At 62.7% G+C, this 16,268-nt stretch carries 17 protein-coding genes; 9 read left to right on the plus strand and 8 right to left on the minus strand.

Going from position 1 to position 16,268, the window contains the following annotated elements; all coding sequences use genetic code 11:
• The first annotated feature begins 111 nt into the window (after positions 1–111).
• Together DIC66_RS09535 and ygiD are read left to right on the plus strand one after the other, a co-directional pair.
• Positions 112–990: a DMT family transporter gene (locus tag DIC66_RS09535; RefSeq protein WP_117176641.1), complete on the plus strand. Its 879-nt coding sequence runs from the start codon at positions 112–114 to the stop codon at positions 988–990.
• Positions 991–1,023: 33 nt separating this feature from the next.
• The gene (ygiD, locus tag DIC66_RS09540; protein ID WP_117176461.1) at positions 1,024–1,941 is read left to right on the plus strand and encodes a 4,5-DOPA-extradiol-dioxygenase; all 918 of its coding nucleotides are present in this window, start codon (positions 1,024–1,026) and stop codon (positions 1,939–1,941) included.
• 181 nt (positions 1,942–2,122) lie between these two features.
• Here the strand turns inward: ygiD and DIC66_RS09545 are convergent, their stop codons facing one another.
• Positions 2,123–2,515: a universal stress protein gene (locus DIC66_RS09545; protein ID WP_117176463.1), complete on the minus strand. Its 393-nt coding sequence runs from the start codon at positions 2,513–2,515 to the stop codon at positions 2,123–2,125.
• A gap of 95 nt (positions 2,516–2,610) precedes the next feature.
• Positions 2,611–3,468: a DMT family transporter gene (locus DIC66_RS09550; RefSeq protein WP_117176465.1), complete on the minus strand. Its 858-nt coding sequence runs from the start codon at positions 3,466–3,468 to the stop codon at positions 2,611–2,613.
• A gap of 118 nt (positions 3,469–3,586) precedes the next feature.
• On the opposite strand from DIC66_RS09550, the gene DIC66_RS09555 reads away from it, so the two are divergent.
• The 5 genes from DIC66_RS09555 (at position 3,587) to DIC66_RS09575 (ending at position 8,237) form a co-directional block, all read left to right on the plus strand.
• On the plus strand, positions 3,587–4,387 hold the full coding sequence (locus DIC66_RS09555) for a DODA-type extradiol aromatic ring-opening family dioxygenase (RefSeq protein WP_117176467.1): 801 nt from the start codon (positions 3,587–3,589) through the stop codon (positions 4,385–4,387).
• Positions 4,388–4,484: 97 nt separating this feature from the next.
• A complete protein-coding gene (locus DIC66_RS09560; RefSeq protein WP_117176469.1) occupies positions 4,485–4,973 on the plus strand; it encodes a hemerythrin domain-containing protein in 489 nt (162 codons plus the stop codon).
• Positions 4,974–5,259: 286 nt separating this feature from the next.
• Positions 5,260–6,780, plus strand: a complete 1,521-nt coding sequence (exaC, locus tag DIC66_RS09565) for an acetaldehyde dehydrogenase ExaC (protein ID WP_117176471.1) — start codon at positions 5,260–5,262, stop codon at positions 6,778–6,780.
• A gap of 241 nt (positions 6,781–7,021) precedes the next feature.
• Positions 7,022–7,408: a DUF779 domain-containing protein gene (locus tag DIC66_RS09570; protein ID WP_117176473.1), complete on the plus strand. Its 387-nt coding sequence runs from the start codon at positions 7,022–7,024 to the stop codon at positions 7,406–7,408.
• Positions 7,409–7,472: 64 nt separating this feature from the next.
• Positions 7,473–8,237 (plus strand): hypothetical protein, encoded by a 765-nt coding sequence (locus tag DIC66_RS09575; protein ID WP_199534697.1) that lies wholly within the window; start codon positions 7,473–7,475, stop codon positions 8,235–8,237.
• On the opposite strand, the gene DIC66_RS09580 is transcribed toward DIC66_RS09575, so the two are convergent.
• A complete protein-coding gene (locus tag DIC66_RS09580; RefSeq protein ID WP_117176477.1) occupies positions 8,234–8,860 on the minus strand; it encodes a LysE family translocator in 627 nt (208 codons plus the stop codon). The genes DIC66_RS09575 and DIC66_RS09580 overlap by 4 nt on opposite strands.
• Before the next feature lie 98 nt (positions 8,861–8,958).
• Between DIC66_RS09580 and DIC66_RS09585 the strand changes: the two genes are divergently transcribed.
• Positions 8,959–10,011: an MBL fold metallo-hydrolase gene (locus tag DIC66_RS09585; protein ID WP_117176479.1), complete on the plus strand. Its 1,053-nt coding sequence runs from the start codon at positions 8,959–8,961 to the stop codon at positions 10,009–10,011.
• Here the strand turns inward: DIC66_RS09585 and DIC66_RS09590 are convergent.
• The 5 genes from DIC66_RS09590 to DIC66_RS09610 all read right to left on the minus strand — a co-directional run bounded on the left by DIC66_RS09590 (position 10,008) and on the right by DIC66_RS09610 (position 14,736).
• Positions 10,008–10,928 carry a class I SAM-dependent methyltransferase gene (locus tag DIC66_RS09590; protein ID WP_117176481.1) on the minus strand — a complete coding sequence of 307 codons (921 nt, stop codon included), beginning with the start codon at positions 10,926–10,928 and terminating at the stop codon, positions 10,008–10,010. The genes DIC66_RS09585 and DIC66_RS09590 overlap by 4 nt on opposite strands.
• A 131-nt stretch (positions 10,929–11,059) precedes the next feature.
• Complete coding sequence (locus DIC66_RS09595; protein WP_158558886.1) at positions 11,060–12,010, minus strand: carbohydrate porin; 951 nt, start codon at positions 12,008–12,010, stop codon at positions 11,060–11,062.
• Positions 12,011–12,374: 364 nt separating this feature from the next.
• The gene (locus DIC66_RS09600) at positions 12,375–12,782 is read right to left on the minus strand and encodes a DoxX family protein (RefSeq protein ID WP_117176485.1); all 408 of its coding nucleotides are present in this window, start codon (positions 12,780–12,782) and stop codon (positions 12,375–12,377) included.
• Positions 12,783–12,926: 144 nt separating this feature from the next.
• Positions 12,927–13,556: a hypothetical protein gene (locus DIC66_RS09605; protein WP_117176487.1), complete on the minus strand. Its 630-nt coding sequence runs from the start codon at positions 13,554–13,556 to the stop codon at positions 12,927–12,929.
• A 106-nt stretch (positions 13,557–13,662) separates the two neighbouring features.
• Positions 13,663–14,736, minus strand: coding sequence for an alkene reductase (locus tag DIC66_RS09610; protein ID WP_117176489.1), 1,074 nt, complete (start codon positions 14,734–14,736; stop codon positions 13,663–13,665).
• A 188-nt stretch (positions 14,737–14,924) separates the two neighbouring features.
• Between DIC66_RS09610 and DIC66_RS09615 the strand changes: the two genes are divergently transcribed.
• Positions 14,925–16,268, plus strand: coding sequence for a DUF3422 family protein (locus DIC66_RS09615; RefSeq protein ID WP_117176491.1), 1,344 nt, complete (start codon positions 14,925–14,927; stop codon positions 16,266–16,268).

Here is a 16,268-nt window from a genome sequence, read left to right on the forward strand (position 1 = left end):
TCTGGAAGATGGCCGTGTTTATGTTGAACCCACTTTGGCTTGCAAGCCTGCAGCCAGACAGCTGCTGGATTACAGTCGGGCCAAGCCAACGGCCTGCGCTACCCACTGACCATGCCAATCCCATTTTCCAACCCTGTCCGGCTGCCCGTGTTGTTGCTGGCCGCACTGGCCATGCTGGCCTTTGCCGCCAATTCCCTGTTGTGCCGGCTGGCACTCCGGAGTGGAAGTGTGGATGCGGCCACCTTCACTGCCGTGCGCCTGCTGTCTGGTGCGATGGTGCTGGCACTGGTGGTGCGCCTGCGCAGTGGCGGTTTTTCGCGCAGTGGCGATTGGTCCTCGGCGTGTGCGCTGTTTGTCTACGCGGCTGGTTTCTCCTGGGCCTATTTGCAACTGACGGCCGCCACCGGTGCCCTGCTGCTGTTTGGCACCGTACAGGTCACCATGATTGCCTGGGGTCTGTGGCGCGGCGAGCGCCTGCGGGCTATGCAATGGCTGGGGCTGCTGGCCGCTTGTGCGGGCCTGGTGGCCATGCTGCTGCCGGGTTTGGCGGCACCGCCCTTGTTGGGCTGCCTGCTGATGCTGTGTGCAGGCGCGGCGTGGGGTGTGTATTCGCTGCGCGGCCGTGGCCAGGGCGATGCCACGGCCGTGACGGCGGGCAACTTCTGGCGCGCCAGCGTGCTAGGCCTGCTGGCGCTGTTGCCAGCCTGGTTCAGTCCGGGCGCACTGCATGCCGAGCCCACGGGCTGGCTGCTGGCCCTGGCCTCGGGTGCGCTGGCCTCGGGCCTGGGCTATGCCATCTGGTACACCGCCTTGCGCGGCCTGAACGCCAGCAGCGCCGCCTCGATCCAGCTGACCGTGCCCGCCTTGGCTGCGCTGGGCGCGGCCCTGTTGCTGGGCGAGCCGCCAAGCCTGCGGCTGGCCCTGGCATCGCTGGTGATTCTGGGCGGCGTGGCGCTGGTGATTGCCGGCAAACGGCGCGCTGTCCCTTAGGCTTCAACCCGGCAAACCCAAGCAAGCAACGACATGGCTCCCACACACCTGCAAGCACCCACCCACTCCACCACGCGGCGCGGCCTGCTGCGCTACCTGGGCCTGTCTGGCGGTGTGGCCACCTTGCTGGCGGCACTGGACCAAGCCGTGGCCGCCCAAGGCCCGGTGCAAAAAATGCCCAGCATTTTCATCGGCCACGGCAGCCCCCTGAACGCCGTGCAGGACAACCGCTTCAGCCGTCGCCTGCGCCAGTGGGGCCGCGATATCGGGCGCCCGCGTGCCATCCTGATGGTGTCTGCGCACTGGCTGACCCGGGGCGGCACGGCAGTGGCCATGGTGCGCCAGCCTGAGACCATCCATGACTTTGGCGGCTTCCCGCAAGAGCTCACGCAGATGCAATACCCGGCACCTGGCTCGCCCGAATTTGCGCTGCAGGCACTCGCGGCCCTGAAGGCGGTGAATGCCGCACCCAGCCTGGAATGGGGCCTGGACCATGGCGCCTGGACGGTGCTGCACCATATGTACCCACTGGCCGATGTGCCGGTGTTTCAGGTCTCGATTGACTATGCCCAAGCTGGCAAATACCACTTCGCGCTGGGCCGCGCGCTGGCGGCCTTGCGTGAGAAGGGGGTGCTGGTGGCAGGCAGTGGCAATGTGGTGCACAACCTGCGCGCTACCGAAGCGTCAGACGCCATCACGGCGCAAGCCAGCAAGCCCTGGGCACAGGCCTATGACGGTGCGGTGAAGAAGGCGCTACTGGCGGGCGCCGTGGAGTCACTGATGGACTACCAGAGCCTGGATGCCTCACACACGGCCGCTGTGCCCACGCCCGACCATTACTGGCCCCTGCTGTACGCGCTGGGCGCCGCAGGCTTTGGTGAAAAGCCCACGTTTGCCTTTGAGGGCTTCCAGAACGGCACCATCAGCATGCGTTGCATGCAGTGGGGTTGACCACGCGCCTCCTTTTGGGGGCAGCGAACCACGCGCAGCGGGGAGCGTGGGGGCTCGGTTTCGCCGCCGGGCCGCCCCAAGGCGCTCTGGACCGCTTGGCGGCCAGCGCCGCAAGGCAAACGCGACCCCCTCGGGGGGCAGGGCGCCACACGAAGTGGGCAACCGTGGGGGCGCTATCTCTTTAGTTGGCTTTGACAGCCAGGATGGGGCACTCGACCGTCATCAAAATTTCCTGGGCCATGCTGCCCATGATCAGCTTGCCAACCGCAGTGCGCTTGCGCAGGCCAATCACCAGCATGGAGACGCTGTGCGCGGCCACCAGGTCATTGAGCTCTTCCACGGCATTCTTGCCGCGCACGAACTGCTTGAATTCGGCCTTGATGCCGGAGACCGAAATCAGCTGCTCCACGCGCTCCACATCCTGTGCATCGGCGCGCGAAGGGTCTTCGCCCGTGCCGCCGGGCGTGGCATTCACCACAATCAGGTTTTCCTTGCTGGCCAGGGCCAGTTCAATGCCTTTTTCAAGAGCGGCCTGGCCTTCGGGACGGGGAACGTAGGCAACGAGTATGGTCATGAAATATCTCCGGTGAGTGGTTCAATGTGTGGGCAAATCATAGCCATTCGGCACCTGTTGCGCTTGACCTATGTCACATCGCGTGCCGGTCGTGTTTACTTGCGCGCCAGGTATACGCCCCAGACCGTCAGGCCCATGCCCACCAGGGCCAGGCCCGAGAGCGTGTTGTCAAACAGCAGCCAGGCAAACAGCGCGGTGCAGGGTGGCACCAGGTAGAACAGGCTGGCCACGTTGACGGCGTTGCTGTGGCGAATCAGCCAGTTCAGCAGGCTCACCGCGCCAATCGACAGCACCAGCACCAGCCAGCCCAGGGCAAAGAAGAGCTCGCCGCTCCAGTCGATCTGGAAGCTCTCGGTCAGGAGTGCTGCGAGGCCGGTGAGGATGGCCGTGGGCAGAAACTGGGCAATGGCGCCGGTGCGCCAGTCAAACACCGGGCAAAACTTCTTCTGGTACAGCGTGCCTGCGGTAATGGCCAACAGGGCCACCACGGCCGGCACCAGGGCCAGGGCCCCAAACTCCTGACCCAGCTTGTTGGATACCACCAGCGCCACGCCCGCCAGACCCAGCAGCAGGCCGACCCACTGGCGCGCCGCCACGCTGGCCCCCAGAAAATAGCCCGCACCAATGGCGGTGAGCAAGGGCTGCACACTCACCACCAGGCTGGCCACGCCCGCCGACAGGCCCAGCGAAATGGCGATAAACACCCCGCCCAGATACAAGCCATGCACCAGCAGGCCCGAGACGCCAATGTGAAGCCACTGCCGCGCCGACTGGGGCCAAGGCGCGCGGCTGAGCAGGGCAATGGGCAGCATGCAGCACAGCACGGCGACATAACGGATCAGCAAGAAGACCAGCGGCTGGATGTGCGGCAGGCCCAGGCGCGCGCCAATGAAGCCGGTGGACCACAGCACCACAAACAAGAACGGCAGGAGTTGGGTGGGGCTGAGTGGCATGGTGTGCAGGGTCTGAAGAGACTTCGAGCATACAGGCCATGCAGTGTGGTGCAGAGCACCGAAGTCCTGCAGGAGACACGCATAATTGTGGCAAGCACCCATCTCTCAAGGCAACCCCATGTCCAGCACCAGACTCCCCACCCTTTTTGTATCCCACGGCGGCGGCCCCTGGCCCTTTGTGGATGGCATGCGTGAAATGTTTGCCAGGACGGCCGAGGCCTTTCGTGCCCTGCCTGCGGGCCTGCCCGCAAGGCCCAAAGCGGTGCTGGTGATCACCGGCCACTGGGAGGCCGCTCAGTTCAGCGTCTCCACCTCGGCCCAGCCGCCCATGGACTACGACTACTCGGGTTTTCCGGCCCACACCTACACCCTGCAATACCCGGCCAAGGGCTCACCCGAACTGGCCGCGCGCGTGACCGAATTGCTGGTAGGTGGCGGCATTGCCTGCAAGGCCGATCCCGCGCGTGGCTTTGACCACGGCACCTTTGTACCCTTGGGCCTGATGTACCCGCAGGCCGACATGCCCATCGTGCTGCTGTCCATGAAGTCGGGCTATGACGCGGCCGAACACTTCCGTGTGGGCGAGCTGCTGGCCCCCCTGCGGGATGAAGGCATTCTGATCGTGGGCAGCGGCCTGACCTATCACAACATGCGCGGCTTCGGTAACCCGGCCTCTACGCAGGTGGCTGCGGCCTTTGAGCAGTACCTCAACCGTGCCGTGACCCAGAGCGACGCCGCCGTGCGCCGGCAGATGCTGCTGGACTGGGAGCAGGCCCCCGCCGCCCGCCAGGCCCATCCCCGCGAAGACCACCTGATTCCGCTGATGGTGGTGGCCGGTGCGGCCGGCAGTGACCCCGGCGAACGCATCCTGCTCGACCACGTCATGGCGGTGGATATGGCCTCGTACCAATTTGGCTGAATCTGCGGCGGGCTTAATCTGACGCAAAGTGGTTCTGCGTTCGGCGTTTCAAAATTCCTTCGTTTGAAACCCGCAGCACCACTTTTAGGAGATCCGCATGACGACCGCTACTCCCGTCCAGCCCTTCAAGGCACTTGACGCCTGCCACCTGCAAATCCAGGAACACCTGAGCGAATTGCAGCGCATGGCCCTGCATATGCAGACCGCCGGACTTGAGGCGGCGGACCGCCAACTGGCCGGAGAGATCGAGGCGTATTTTTCCAGCACCTCGCGCGAGCACCACGCGCAGGAAGAGCTGCATGTATTTCCGCCCCTGCTGGAAGCAGGCAGCGAGGAGATCAAGTCCGCCGTGCGCAGCCTGCAGCAGGACCACGGCTTCATCGAAGAAAACTGGCTTGAACTCGGACCCCAGTTGCGTGCCATCTCCGAGGGCAATGACTGGTTTCAGGGCGAGGAGTTCCAGCACAACGTGGCCACCTTCCTGGAACTGATGGACGGCCACATCGCGCTGGAAGAGTCCATGATTTACCCCGAGTCCAAGATGATGTGGGCCGAGGCGATTGCCCGGCGCATTCCCCGCGCATAGACGCTTTGGGCCAGCGTATCGGTTGCAGGCCAAGCCTGGTTTGGTCTGATGCTATGCACGCACTTGCATAGACAACTGTTGCGCCAACTGTCCGCTTGTCTCACAGGTGTTCCACTTTGGAACGCTCCATGGCTGCAGCGGCCAACGCGCACTGTGACAAGCGCAACGCAAAAGCCCAATGAAATCAAGGCGCTTGCTTACATGGCACGCAGTGGCACAGGACTTGAGTATGAAGAGGTACCCGCAAGGGCAACAACCAACCTCTTATCAAATTCTGGAGACATAAATGATCTACGCGTTCCCCGGTGCAGCCGGTGCCAAGATTGCCTACAAGGCCCAATACAACAACTTCATCGGTGGCAAGTTTGTGGCCCCCGTCAAGGGCCAGTACTTTGATGTCATCACCCCCGTGACCGGCAAGGTCTACACCCAGGCTGCACGCTCTACTGCAGAAGACATCGAGCTGGCACTGGACGCTGCCCACGCTGCTGCCGATGCCTGGGGCAAGACCGATGCGGCTACCCGCTCCAACCTGCTGCTCAAAATTGCCGACCGCATCGAAGCCAACCTGGAACTGCTGGCCTACGCCGAGACCGTGGACAACGGCAAGGCCATCCGCGAAACCCTGAACGCCGACATCCCGCTCACGGTGGACCACTTCCGTTACTTTGCCGGCTGCCTGCGTTCGCAAGAAGGCGCGCTGTCCAACATCGACGAGAACACCGTGGCCTATCACTTCCAGGAACCCCTGGGCGTGGTCGGTCAGATCATCCCCTGGAACTTCCCCATCCTGATGGCCGCCTGGAAACTGGCTCCCGCCATTGGCGCTGGCAACTGCGTGGTGTTGAAGCCCGCTGAATCCACCCCCATCAGCATCCTGATCCTGGCCGAGCTGATTGCCGACATCCTGCCCCCAGGCGTGTTGAACATCGTCAACGGCTACGGCCGCGAAGCCGGCATGCCTCTGGCCACCAGCAAGCGCATCGCCAAGATCGCCTTCACCGGCTCCACCACCACCGGCCGCGTGATCGCCCAGGCCGCTGCCAACAACCTGATTCCCGCCACGCTGGAACTGGGCGGCAAGTCGCCCAACGTGTTCTTTGCCGACATCATGGACAAGGACGACGGCTTCCTGGACAAGGCCATCGAAGGCCTGGTGCTGTTTGCCTTCAACCAGGGCGAAGTCTGCACCTGCCCATCGCGCGCGCTCATCCAGGAATCCATCTATGACAAGTTCATGGAACGTGTCCTGAAGCGCGTGGCCGCCATTGCGCACCAGAACCCGCTGGACACCGACAGCATGATGGGCGCACAGGCTTCCAAAGAGCAGCTCACCAAGATCCTGTCCTACCTGGACCTGGGCAAGCAGGAAGGCGCCGAAGTGCTCTCCGGCGGCAACCAGGCCCACCTGGGTGGCGAACTCGAAGGCGGCTACTACGTGCAGCCCACGCTGTTCAAGGGCCACAACAAGATGCGCATTTTCCAGGAAGAAATTTTTGGACCGGTGCTGGCTGTGACCACCTTCAAGGACGAAGCCGAAGCGCTTGAGATTGCCAACGACACCCTGTACGGACTGGGCGCCGGTGTCTGGAGCCGCAACGGCAATGTGGCCTACCGCATGGGCCGCGCCATCAAGGCCGGCCGCGTCTGGACCAACTGCTACCACGCCTACCCCGCGCACGCTGCCTTCGGCGGCTACAAGGAATCCGGCATTGGCCGCGAGACCCACAAGGTCATGCTGGACCACTACCAACAAACCAAGAACCTGTTGGTAAGCTACAGCGAGTCCAAGCTGGGCTTTTTCTAAAGCGAATAAGCCCGGCGACTGACGCCGCGCTAACCAAGCCCCCGACGCAATGACTTCAAAACGTCGGGTGCCAACCAACCTGCGCAACAGCCGGGTGGGGCACGAGCCGATTTGTGGTACTCCACCATGAGGCGACTGTCCCACCCGGCTGTTGCGCTGCGAGAGCAAACAATGCAGCAAGCACAGCACCCGGCTGTTGCGCTGCGAGCGCCAATAACGCAACTCACATGAGGAGCCTCACATGGTAGAAAAAGTAGTAGCCACCCCCGCAGCCCTGGAGTTGGTGGCCTTCCTGAAAACCAAATACGGCCCGGACCTGATGTTCCACCAGTCCGGCGGCTGCTGCGACAACAGCGCGGCCAATTGCTACCTGCCCGGCGAAATCACCATGGGTGTCGGCGATGTGTACCTGGGCGATGTGGGCGGCAGCCCGTTTTACATAGGCCGCGCGCAATACGAATACTGGCGCCATACCCAGCTTATCATCGACGTGATCGAAGGCCACGGCGGCACCTTCTCGCTCGAAGGGCCGGAGGGCAAGGCCTTCCATACCCGCTCGCGCGTGTTCACCGAGGCTGAGATGGCGGAACTGGATGCCCAGGACGCACAGCAGGCAACCAAGGCTTGAGGTATCAGCCAGCAGGGGTGGGCCGGCCCCGAAGATTTTTTCATACAACAGGATGGGAGTGCATGTGGCAAACGGCTTGAATGTGGTGTTAATCATTGGCAGTGCACCGGATGCCGTCAGGGCCAGGCATTGGGATTTGTCAGGTTTTTCGGCTTGTGTCGTGATCAACAACGCCTGGCAAATTCGGGAAGACTGGGACTTCCTGATCTATGCCGACGATTTTCCAGTCGAGCGCCGCCCCACGGCAGCCATTCGAAGCCACCAGAAGCTGGTCACTTCGAACGAATTTGTCCCTGAGCAAAACCGCTTTGGTGGTTTTGTCTACGCCGGTGGGACCATGTCCTATACAACCGGCTATTGGGCTTTGGGCGCACTCAAGCCGGATGTCATTGCTTACCTGGGGTGCGATATGGTTTATCCAGCAACTCAGGCGACCGACAGCCATTTTTACGGCCAGGGCCAGGCGGACCCCTTGCGGCCCGACATTACGCTGCAATCCTTGCAGGCCAAGTCGGTACGGCTGATGGCCATTGCAAGAGCGCAGCAGTGTGCCGTGGTCAACCTGTCTGAACTGGATGACTCCAAATTGCTGTTTCCACGCTCTTCCCTGTCGCAACTGGCCGTGCCGTCGCATCTGCCGGAGTTCCTGGCCGAACACGCCGCGTATCTGAGCACAGAGGCCATTTCGCAGGCATCGAAAGCCGAGGCCGCACTGGGGTACATGGTTCCCTCAGGGCGGTACTGGGAGGTCATTGACGAATTTGACAAGGACAAACTCAGTGCCATCGACGCACTGTGGCTTCAGGCCCTGGAGCCGACCTGCGTTTAGCGGGTCGCCAGCACCATCCTGATGGCCAGCCCGGCAAACACCGTGGCGGCCACACGGTTCATCCAGGTCTGGGCCCGTGCCGAGCTGCGCAGGCGCTGGCCTGCGGTGGCGGCAAAATAGCTGATGGCGCCAAAGCTCAGCAGCGTGGCCAGGATGAACAGGCCGCCCAGTTGCGCCAGTTGCAGGGCCACCATGCCGCGCGAGGCATTTACAAACTGCGGCAAGAAGGCCAGAAAGAAGAACACCACCTTGGGGTTGGTCAGGTTCATGAGCATGCCGCGCAGAAACAGTTGCCCGGGCCGCAGCACCGGTGCCGAGGCCTTGTCGCCCACCGACACTGGTGCACGAAACGCCTGCCAGGCCAGATAGGCCAGGTAGGTGGAGCCCGCATATTTCAGCACCACAAACGCCGCCTGCGAGGCGGCAAAAACGGCTGCCAGCCCCAGGGCGATGGCCGTGGTGTGCACCACCAGGCCGCCACACAGGCCCAGCACCACCAGCATGCCCGCACGCCGGCCGTGGCTGGCGGACTGCAGCAGCACAAAGATGTTGTCGGGGCCGGGCGTGAGGCCCAGCAGCAGGGAGACGCCAAGAAAGGCGAGGGCGGTTTGAAGGGTCAGCATGGTCTTATGGTAGCGGCTCCCGCGCCGTGCGCTGCGGCCTTAGACTTGCCGCTTGCCTGCGCCAGGCACCCCACACAATATCCACGGTCCACCAACCTATGCCCACAGCCCCTTCGGCCACCCAGCCCTCGCACCATCGCCCGGGCGGCTTTGCCAACAGCAACCCCGCGGTGGTGATTGGCAACTTCCCCTGGTACGAAATGGTCTGGCGCAGCCTGCGGGGCGACTTCAAGCCGCTGGCGGAACCCCGCCATGGTTACGCCAGCTTCGCCCGGGAGTGGAGCACCGAGGTAGACCATGCGGCCCTGGCACAGCGGCAGCAGGTGCCGGTGGTGAGCTGGCTGGGCCATGTGACGGTGTTGTTGCAGGTGGGTGGTCTCAATGTGCTGACCGACCCCACGCTGGCCAACTATGCCGGGCCTTATGGGCGCTTTGGTGCGCCGCGCATGGTGCCCGCTCCCCTGCGTGCGGACCAGTTGCCCCCCATCGATGTGCTGCTGATTTCGCACAACCACTACGACCACCTGTGCGATGCCACGATTGCCGCGCTGGTCCGCTCCGGCCAGAAACCGCGCATCTTTGTGCCGCTGGGCCTGAAGGCCTGGTTTGACGCGCGCAGCATCCCGCATGTGACCGAGCTGGATTGGTGGCAGCACGCGGACGTGACGCAGGACCGCGACGGTGCCCGGTTGGCGCAGCCGGTGCGCATCCACTTCACGCCCGCACAGCACTGGAGCCGCCGCACGCCGTTTGACACCAATGCCTCGCTCTGGGGTGGCTACATGGTGGAGCACCGTCCTGGCGCGGCCGATGTCTGGCGCTTTCTGTTTCCTGGTGACACGGGTTACAGCGCAGACTTCCAGGCCATTCGCCAACGCCTGGGCGCAGTGGACTTGCTGGCCCTGCCCATAGGTGCGTACCTGCCGCGCGACTTCATGAAGAGCATGCATGTGAACCCGGCGGACGCGGTGCAGCTCATGCTGGATGTGGAGGCCAGGCAGGCCCTGGGCGTGCATTGGGGCACATTCAAGCTGACCCAGGAGTCCTTTGACCAGCCGCCGCACGATGTGGCTGCCGCACTACAGGCGCGCGGCCTGCCGCTGGAGCGCATCTGGCTGATGCGCCATGGCGAGACCCGCGCAGCCGGCTAATCCGCAGCCCGGTACAGCAGCACCTTGAGTGCGCGCGCCTCTGACACATCGGCAAACACCGGCGGGTTGGGCAGGCGCTGCACAAACTGCAGGTCGGGCACCAGCGTCTGCATGGCGTCCTGCAAGAAGGCCGCGTCCAGCTCGGGCGCATTCAGGCACAACAACGCGTGTCCACCAGACTCCAGCAGGTCCGGCAGGCGGCGCATCAGGCGCACATAGTCCTTGGTGGCCACGAAGCTGCCCCTCTGGTAGCTGGGCGGATCCAGGATGACCAGGTCATACGGCCCGCCGCGCGTGATCTTGCCCCAGGTGCTGAACACGTCGTGCACCAGAAAGCTGGCCCCCGCCGTGATGCCGTTGAGCTGGTGGTTGTGCTGCCCGATGCCCATGGCTCCGTGGCTCATGTCCACATTCACCACCTGGCGCGCACCGGCCCTGAGCGCCACCACCGAAAAGCCGCAGGTATAGGCAAACAGGTTGAGCACCTTGCAGCGCGCCTGTGCAGCCACATGCCGGGCCACCCAGTGCCGTCCCTCGGCCATGTCCAGAAACAGGCCGTGGTTCTGCCCCTTGAGCACATGCACCCGAAAGCGCGCGCCGCGCTCGGTGACCACATGCGGCTCGGGCACGCTGCCGGCCATCAGGCGGGTCTCCACATGGCCCTCAGCGCGGCACTGGTAGACCCAGTTGAGCTGCTGCTCTGGAGCAAGCGCCTGCCAGCGTTGTTGCAGCGCAGCCTGCACCGTGGCCAATGCTTCTGCATCCAGGGCCAGAAAGCTGGTCAGCACCAGCACCGGTGGAAAAGCATCCAGCGCCAGATGTTCGCAGCCCGGATGCAATCCACCCCGACCATGAAACAGGCGCTGGGCATCCACGGGCATGGACAGCGTGGCGATGGTGTCTAGCAGGGCTTGCATGGGGTGGGTGTGTCAGCGTCTGGGTCAATAGGCATCCACAGAGGGTAGCCTGAAAAAAGCCAAAAAAAAGGGTGCTCTTGCGAGCACCCCTGAAGTTCTACCTTGGATCTATTTAACCGGAATACGACGGCTTAGAAGTCGTAGTGCAGGCGCACGCGGAAGGCGTCCACATCCTGGTTGGTTCCCAGGACGCTGTCCTTGAGTGTGGAGTGGGAAATAGCGGGCGTAATGGAGGCACCAGCCACGCCGAACAGCGGAATGCTGTAGGAAGCGTGCACGGTCTGGACCTGCTTGTCGCCACCGGTCTGGTCATTCTTTGCCGAGACAAAGCCCAGGGCGAAGGCGCCGACCTGGCCGTTGATGGCCATGGAGGTCATCTTGTTGTCTGCGGCTGCATCCTGCTTGCCCTGTGCGTAGTTCAGGTTGACGGCCATGCCATTGGCGGAGTAGTTGCCGGTAAAGCCCATGCCTTCGATCTTGTTGCCGCTCACGCCGTACTGGCCAGACTCAGCGCCGACCTTGAAGCCAAAGGCGCCGGAGGAGAACATCACCACGGGGCGTACGCCCTTGGCACCGGTGCCCAGGGCGGCATCGGTTGCGTCGATCAGGCCCAGCTCAAACTTCAGCGTGCTGCCGCCGTTGACGCTCAGGGCTGCGTGGAATTTTTCGCTGCGGCCGCGCAGCAGGTTGGTGCCGTACACGTTGCCAGCGTGGTTGACCACGGTGTCCTGGGCGATAGGGAACAGGTCGGCGGCTTCAAAGCGGCCCAGCTTCACATCGGCGCTGGCCGAACCCAGCTGCACCCACAGGTCATCGGTACCTGCGGATCCATCTTTCTTGGCCAGCAGGGTGGCGCGTCCAGCGACGAAGTAGTCGGTGCCAGCCTTTTGCGAAACATTCAGTTCCAGACGGCCGCTCTGGCTCATGCCGGTGCCGGCAGAGCCGAGTTGGCTGCCGCTGTTGTAGGTGCTGTCAAGCTCGATATTGGCGTCCACATTGGGTGCTGCATAGGCAGCTGTACCCATTGCAAGGAACACAGCAACAGAAGTTGCGCGGACAGCAAAGCGTGATGATTGATTCATATTGTCTCCAGTTGAAAAAGTATTTTTGGATGCACCAGGCACTCCCGCCTGGTTCACGTTGTTCGGTGAGGAACAGTGCGATTTTGGGGAGCTCAAGGCGCTTGGGGACATGGGAGCAGGTAAACCCCGAGAGGGGTTACCGGGGGATTACCGAGTGATTACCCTTGCTTGCGACGCAGAAACAAGAGCCCGAAAACTGCAAGGGGCTGGCAGCTTCCCAATGAGGTCAATGAATTTTCAACAGCGTTACGAAATGGAAAAAAAGTTGCATACTTGTGTGACGGTTACACCACACCAACAATCTGTATTGTTTCAATAGGTATACGTATGAGGACTGCCGGGAGCGCAGTGCCGGCACATCAGGCTATGGTCGCTTGACCGTGCCCAGCGGCCGCAAGGCATAGGGCCCATCGCCCAGCAGGCAGATCGCAATCAGCGCCACCGTCCACAGCGCAGGGAACTCCCAGCCGCCTTTGCCGGCTTGCCATCCCTTGCCGGCATGCACCAGGACAATGGTTGCCAGTACCTCAATGGCCAGGGTCAGTGCGACCAGCGGTGCGTAGATGCCCAGTATCAGAGCCAGGCCACCCCACGTCTCCAGCGCCACAATGGCATAGGCCAAGAAGGGGGGCAGGCCCAGTGATGCAAAAAAGCCAACGAAGCCGGGCAGGGTGATGATGAAGACCTTGGTGGCGGCGTGCGCCAGAAACAGCAGGCCCAGGCTTACGCGGAGCAGCAGCACCGCGTAAGGAGCTGTCTTGGTATTCAGCATGGCATCCCCCGTAGCATTTTTGTTGGTGCGATTAGGACCAAGTGCTACTTTTAAGTCAAGCTGCAGGCAGCCTGGCTTCGGGTCGGGAATTTGCCCCGGCACTGCCGGGCCGCCCGGGTATCCGGCGGGGGGGTCAGGCTGCCATCAGGCTGCCAGTTGGTAGCTGCCCTTGCCGGTTTTCTTCACGGCACCTGCCAGCACCACTTTCTTGAGCGAAATGCCAACCGAACCCAGGGGCATGGCTGCGCCTTGGGCCACAGCGGCACCGGTCAGGTCGGTCCAGGTGTCGGTCTTCAGCACGGTCTTCAGGTAGTCCAGAACCTTGCTGTCGTTGCCAGTCAGTGTGACGGGCTTGTTGGATTTGGCGGCCTTCTTGGCTTTGGCTTTGGCCTTGGGATTGCTGCGGCCCTGCGGGGCGGCCTTGATGACTGCATCTTCAGCGGCCTCGTTCTGGGCAAGGGCGGCGGCACGGGCACGGGCCGAGGCGCGCGGCAGGGCAACGACCACATCCATTTCGGGGCTGGAGAGCTCGGTGGCTGTGGCGTACAGGGCGCGCAATTGTTCTTCCAGGGTTTGCAGGTCTTGCGACAGACGGGCCAGCATCTTGAAGTTGGCAAAGGCCTGTTCGCCTTCCGCCTGGTAGGGCTGGTTGGCTACTGCGGCCACCATGTGTTCTGCCTGTTCGCGAACTGCCGCCGAGACCACCACTGTTGCCTTGTGCAGGCCTTGGCCGGCTTGTTGAATGGCCGAGAGTGTGGTTTTTGATAACGACATATACATCCTTTGGGTAGCGAGATAGTGAAATAGATTCTCCGCCATGCAGTGGTGCTGCATGGCGGTTTGTGAATATATTTTGCCAGTCTATGACCAAATGTATGAATCAGGCCAGTGCGGGGTAGTCGGTATAGCCTTTTTCACCGGGTGTATAAAACGTAGACATATCGGGTTCGTTCAATGCCGCCCCGGTCTGCAGGCGCGCAACCAGATCCGGGTTGCACAGGAAGGGACGGCCGAAAGCTATCAGATCTGCGTCGCCGGATTTCAGCAAGGCCTCGGCAGACGCTGCATCAAAACCACCCGCTGCAATATAGGTCTGCTTGAATGTATTTCGCAGTAGTTTCTTCAAGGCGGTTGGCACTGCAGGTGCGCCCATGGCAGAGTGGTCCAGTTGGTGCAAATAAACCAGACCCATGGCAGATACTTTTTCAGTCAGTGCGACATATTGCGGCTCCACACCTTCAAACGGACCCGTGCCGTTGAATACGCCGTGCGGCGAGATGCGCATGCCCACTTTGTCTGCGCCAATCGCGTTCACGCAGGCCTGGGCCACTTCCAGCACAAAGCGGTTTCTGCCTTCAGCGCTGCCGCCGTAGCCATCGGTGCGCTTGTTTACGTTGGCGTTGAGGAATTGCTCCAGCAAATAGCCATTGGCGGCGTGCAGCTCAATACCATCAAAGCCGGCTTGCACTGCCAGCTTGGCAGCTGTGGCGTATTCGGTGGTGGCCGTGGCAATGTCGTCGGCGGTCATGGCCACAGGCGCGGTGTGCGCTTGCATGCCGGAGGCATCCGTCCACATCTCGCCAGGGCAGACTTCTGCGCTGGGCCCCACAGCCTTGGCGCCGCCTGGCAGGTTGGCCTGGTGCGCCACACGGCCGCAATGCATGAACTGCACAAATATTTTTCCGCCCTTGGCGTGCACGGCATCGGTGACCAGGCGCCAGCCTGCGACCTGCTCGGCATTGAACAGGCCAGGAATGCGCGCGTAGCCCAGTCCGTTGGGCGAGGGCGATACACCTTCGGTAATGATCAGTCCGGCTGTTGCGCGCTGCGCGTAGTACTCGGCCATCAGTGCGTTGGGGATGTTGTGGTCCACGGCGCGGCTGCGGGTCATGGGGGCCATGACGGTGCGGTTGGCGAGTGAAATATTTCCCATGCGGTAGGTGTCAAATAGCATTTGGTTATCCTTGGTAGTGTGGCGGGATGCCCAACAGGAGCGTGTTTATATCGCATGCACCTGCAGATCCCGTCGCACAGGTTATTGCAAAACCTGCTAAGAACTCTGTTCTATAGCGCACCCAAGGTGTTATGGGTTAAATTGCCTTCACCACCAATTGCCTGCGCCACTACGCCCTGCGCTCCACCATGACGCCCTCTGCCCCTTCCAGCGCCCGCCCCTTCCTGCCACCAGACGACGGGCTGCGCAGTACCTTGCACAACGAAGTGCATGCCAGGCCGCAAGCCCGCATCCGCATGCCTGCGCTGGTGCTGTATGTGGCGGTATTCAATGAAGGTGTGAGCCGTGAGCAGGAGTGCGCGCACCTGCGCCTGCTGCCCGGCCAGCAGGACCTCACTACCGAGCAGATGCAGGGCAACTTCCTGCGCCTGCGCGTGGAGCCCTGCACGCTGAAGTGGGAGCGCCACAGCGAGTTCACCCGCTACTCGCTGGTGCAGCCCTTGCCCGAGCAGGCGCTGGCCGGCATGGGCGACGCCGAACTGCTGGCCTCGGTGCTGCTGCCAGCCGGGTGGTTAGGCGGCATACCGGGGCGCACCGTGGCCGCCATCCAGTTGCTGCTGCTGCATGGTGATCTGCGCGACCCGGCCACCTGCCTCGCGCAGGCAAAGCCCTGGTTTGGAACGCAGCCCCTGATGGCTTCTGTCTTGGGTGCCAGCGCACACTCCTGGGCCCTGACCGACTTCATGCTGCGCCCCAGTGGCTTCGAGCGCATCGTGGTCATCGCGCCGCTGGATACCTCGCAGACGCGGGCCGGGCGGGTATCGCAGCGTTTGCTCGAACTCGAGACCTACCGTCTGATGGCCCTGCGCGGGCTGCCGGTGGCCAAGGAGCTCTCACCCATGCTGGCACAAGCCGAGGGGGAGTTGGCCGACATTACCTCGCGCCTGGAAAACAAGTCGGCCGATGACCAGGAACTGCTGGACACGCTGGTGTCGCTTTCGGCCCGGGTGGAGCGGGCCACGGCTACCCACATGTACCGTTTTTCTGCCACGCGGGCCTATGAAGCACTGGTTACGCAACGCATTGCAGAGCTGCGCGAAGCGACCATTCCCGGCATACAGACCCTCGGCGAATTCCTGCAACGCCGCATGTCACCGGCCATGGCCACGGTGGCGGCCACGGCGCAGCGCCTGGGCTCGCTGTCCGAGCGCGTGGCACGCGCCAGTGCGCTCTTGCGTACCCGTGTGGACATTGCCGCCGAGCTGCAAAACCAGCAACTGCTGGCCAAGCTCACGCGCGGCCAGGAGCTGCAACTGCACCTGCAAACCACGGTGGAGGGCCTGTCGATTGCGGCCATCTCCTACTATGTGGTGAGCCTGTTGCTGTATGCGGGCAAGGCCCTGAAGGCCGTGGGCGTGCCACTCAACCCGGAAATGGCCGTGGGTGCGCTGATCCCGCTGGTACTGTGGGGCGTATGGGCTGCCAGTCGGCGCATCCACCACAGCGCGATGCATATGGTCCGACCCGAATAG

The sequence above is a fragment of the Rhodoferax lacus genome (assembly GCF_003415675.1).
GTDB lineage: Bacteria > Pseudomonadota > Gammaproteobacteria > Burkholderiales > Burkholderiaceae_C > Allorhodoferax > Allorhodoferax lacus.

Coding starts and splice junctions, on each gene's coding strand:
- DIC66_RS09535 (WP_117176641.1), top strand. CDS start 112: ATGCCAATCCCATTTTCCAACCCTGTCCGGCTGCCCGTGTTGTTGCTG.
- ygiD (WP_117176461.1), top strand. CDS start 1,024: ATGGCTCCCACACACCTGCAAGCACCCACCCACTCCACCACGCGGCGC.
- DIC66_RS09545 (WP_117176463.1), bottom strand. CDS start 2,515: ATGACCATACTCGTTGCCTACGTTCCCCGTCCCGAAGGCCAGGCCGCT.
- DIC66_RS09550 (WP_117176465.1), bottom strand. CDS start 3,468: ATGCCACTCAGCCCCACCCAACTCCTGCCGTTCTTGTTTGTGGTGCTG.
- DIC66_RS09555 (WP_117176467.1), top strand. CDS start 3,587: ATGTCCAGCACCAGACTCCCCACCCTTTTTGTATCCCACGGCGGCGGC.
- DIC66_RS09560 (WP_117176469.1), top strand. CDS start 4,485: ATGACGACCGCTACTCCCGTCCAGCCCTTCAAGGCACTTGACGCCTGC.
- exaC (WP_117176471.1), top strand. CDS start 5,260: ATGATCTACGCGTTCCCCGGTGCAGCCGGTGCCAAGATTGCCTACAAG.
- DIC66_RS09570 (WP_117176473.1), top strand. CDS start 7,022: ATGGTAGAAAAAGTAGTAGCCACCCCCGCAGCCCTGGAGTTGGTGGCC.
- DIC66_RS09580 (WP_117176477.1), bottom strand. CDS start 8,860: ATGCTGACCCTTCAAACCGCCCTCGCCTTTCTTGGCGTCTCCCTGCTG.
- DIC66_RS09585 (WP_117176479.1), top strand. CDS start 8,959: ATGCCCACAGCCCCTTCGGCCACCCAGCCCTCGCACCATCGCCCGGGC.
- DIC66_RS09590 (WP_117176481.1), bottom strand. CDS start 10,928: ATGCAAGCCCTGCTAGACACCATCGCCACGCTGTCCATGCCCGTGGAT.
- DIC66_RS09595 (WP_158558886.1), bottom strand. CDS start 12,010: ATGAATCAATCATCACGCTTTGCTGTCCGCGCAACTTCTGTTGCTGTG.
- DIC66_RS09600 (WP_117176485.1), bottom strand. CDS start 12,782: ATGCTGAATACCAAGACAGCTCCTTACGCGGTGCTGCTGCTCCGCGTA.
- DIC66_RS09605 (WP_117176487.1), bottom strand. CDS start 13,556: ATGTCGTTATCAAAAACCACACTCTCGGCCATTCAACAAGCCGGCCAA.
- DIC66_RS09610 (WP_117176489.1), bottom strand. CDS start 14,736: ATGCTATTTGACACCTACCGCATGGGAAATATTTCACTCGCCAACCGC.
- DIC66_RS09615 (WP_117176491.1), top strand. CDS start 14,925: ATGACGCCCTCTGCCCCTTCCAGCGCCCGCCCCTTCCTGCCACCAGAC.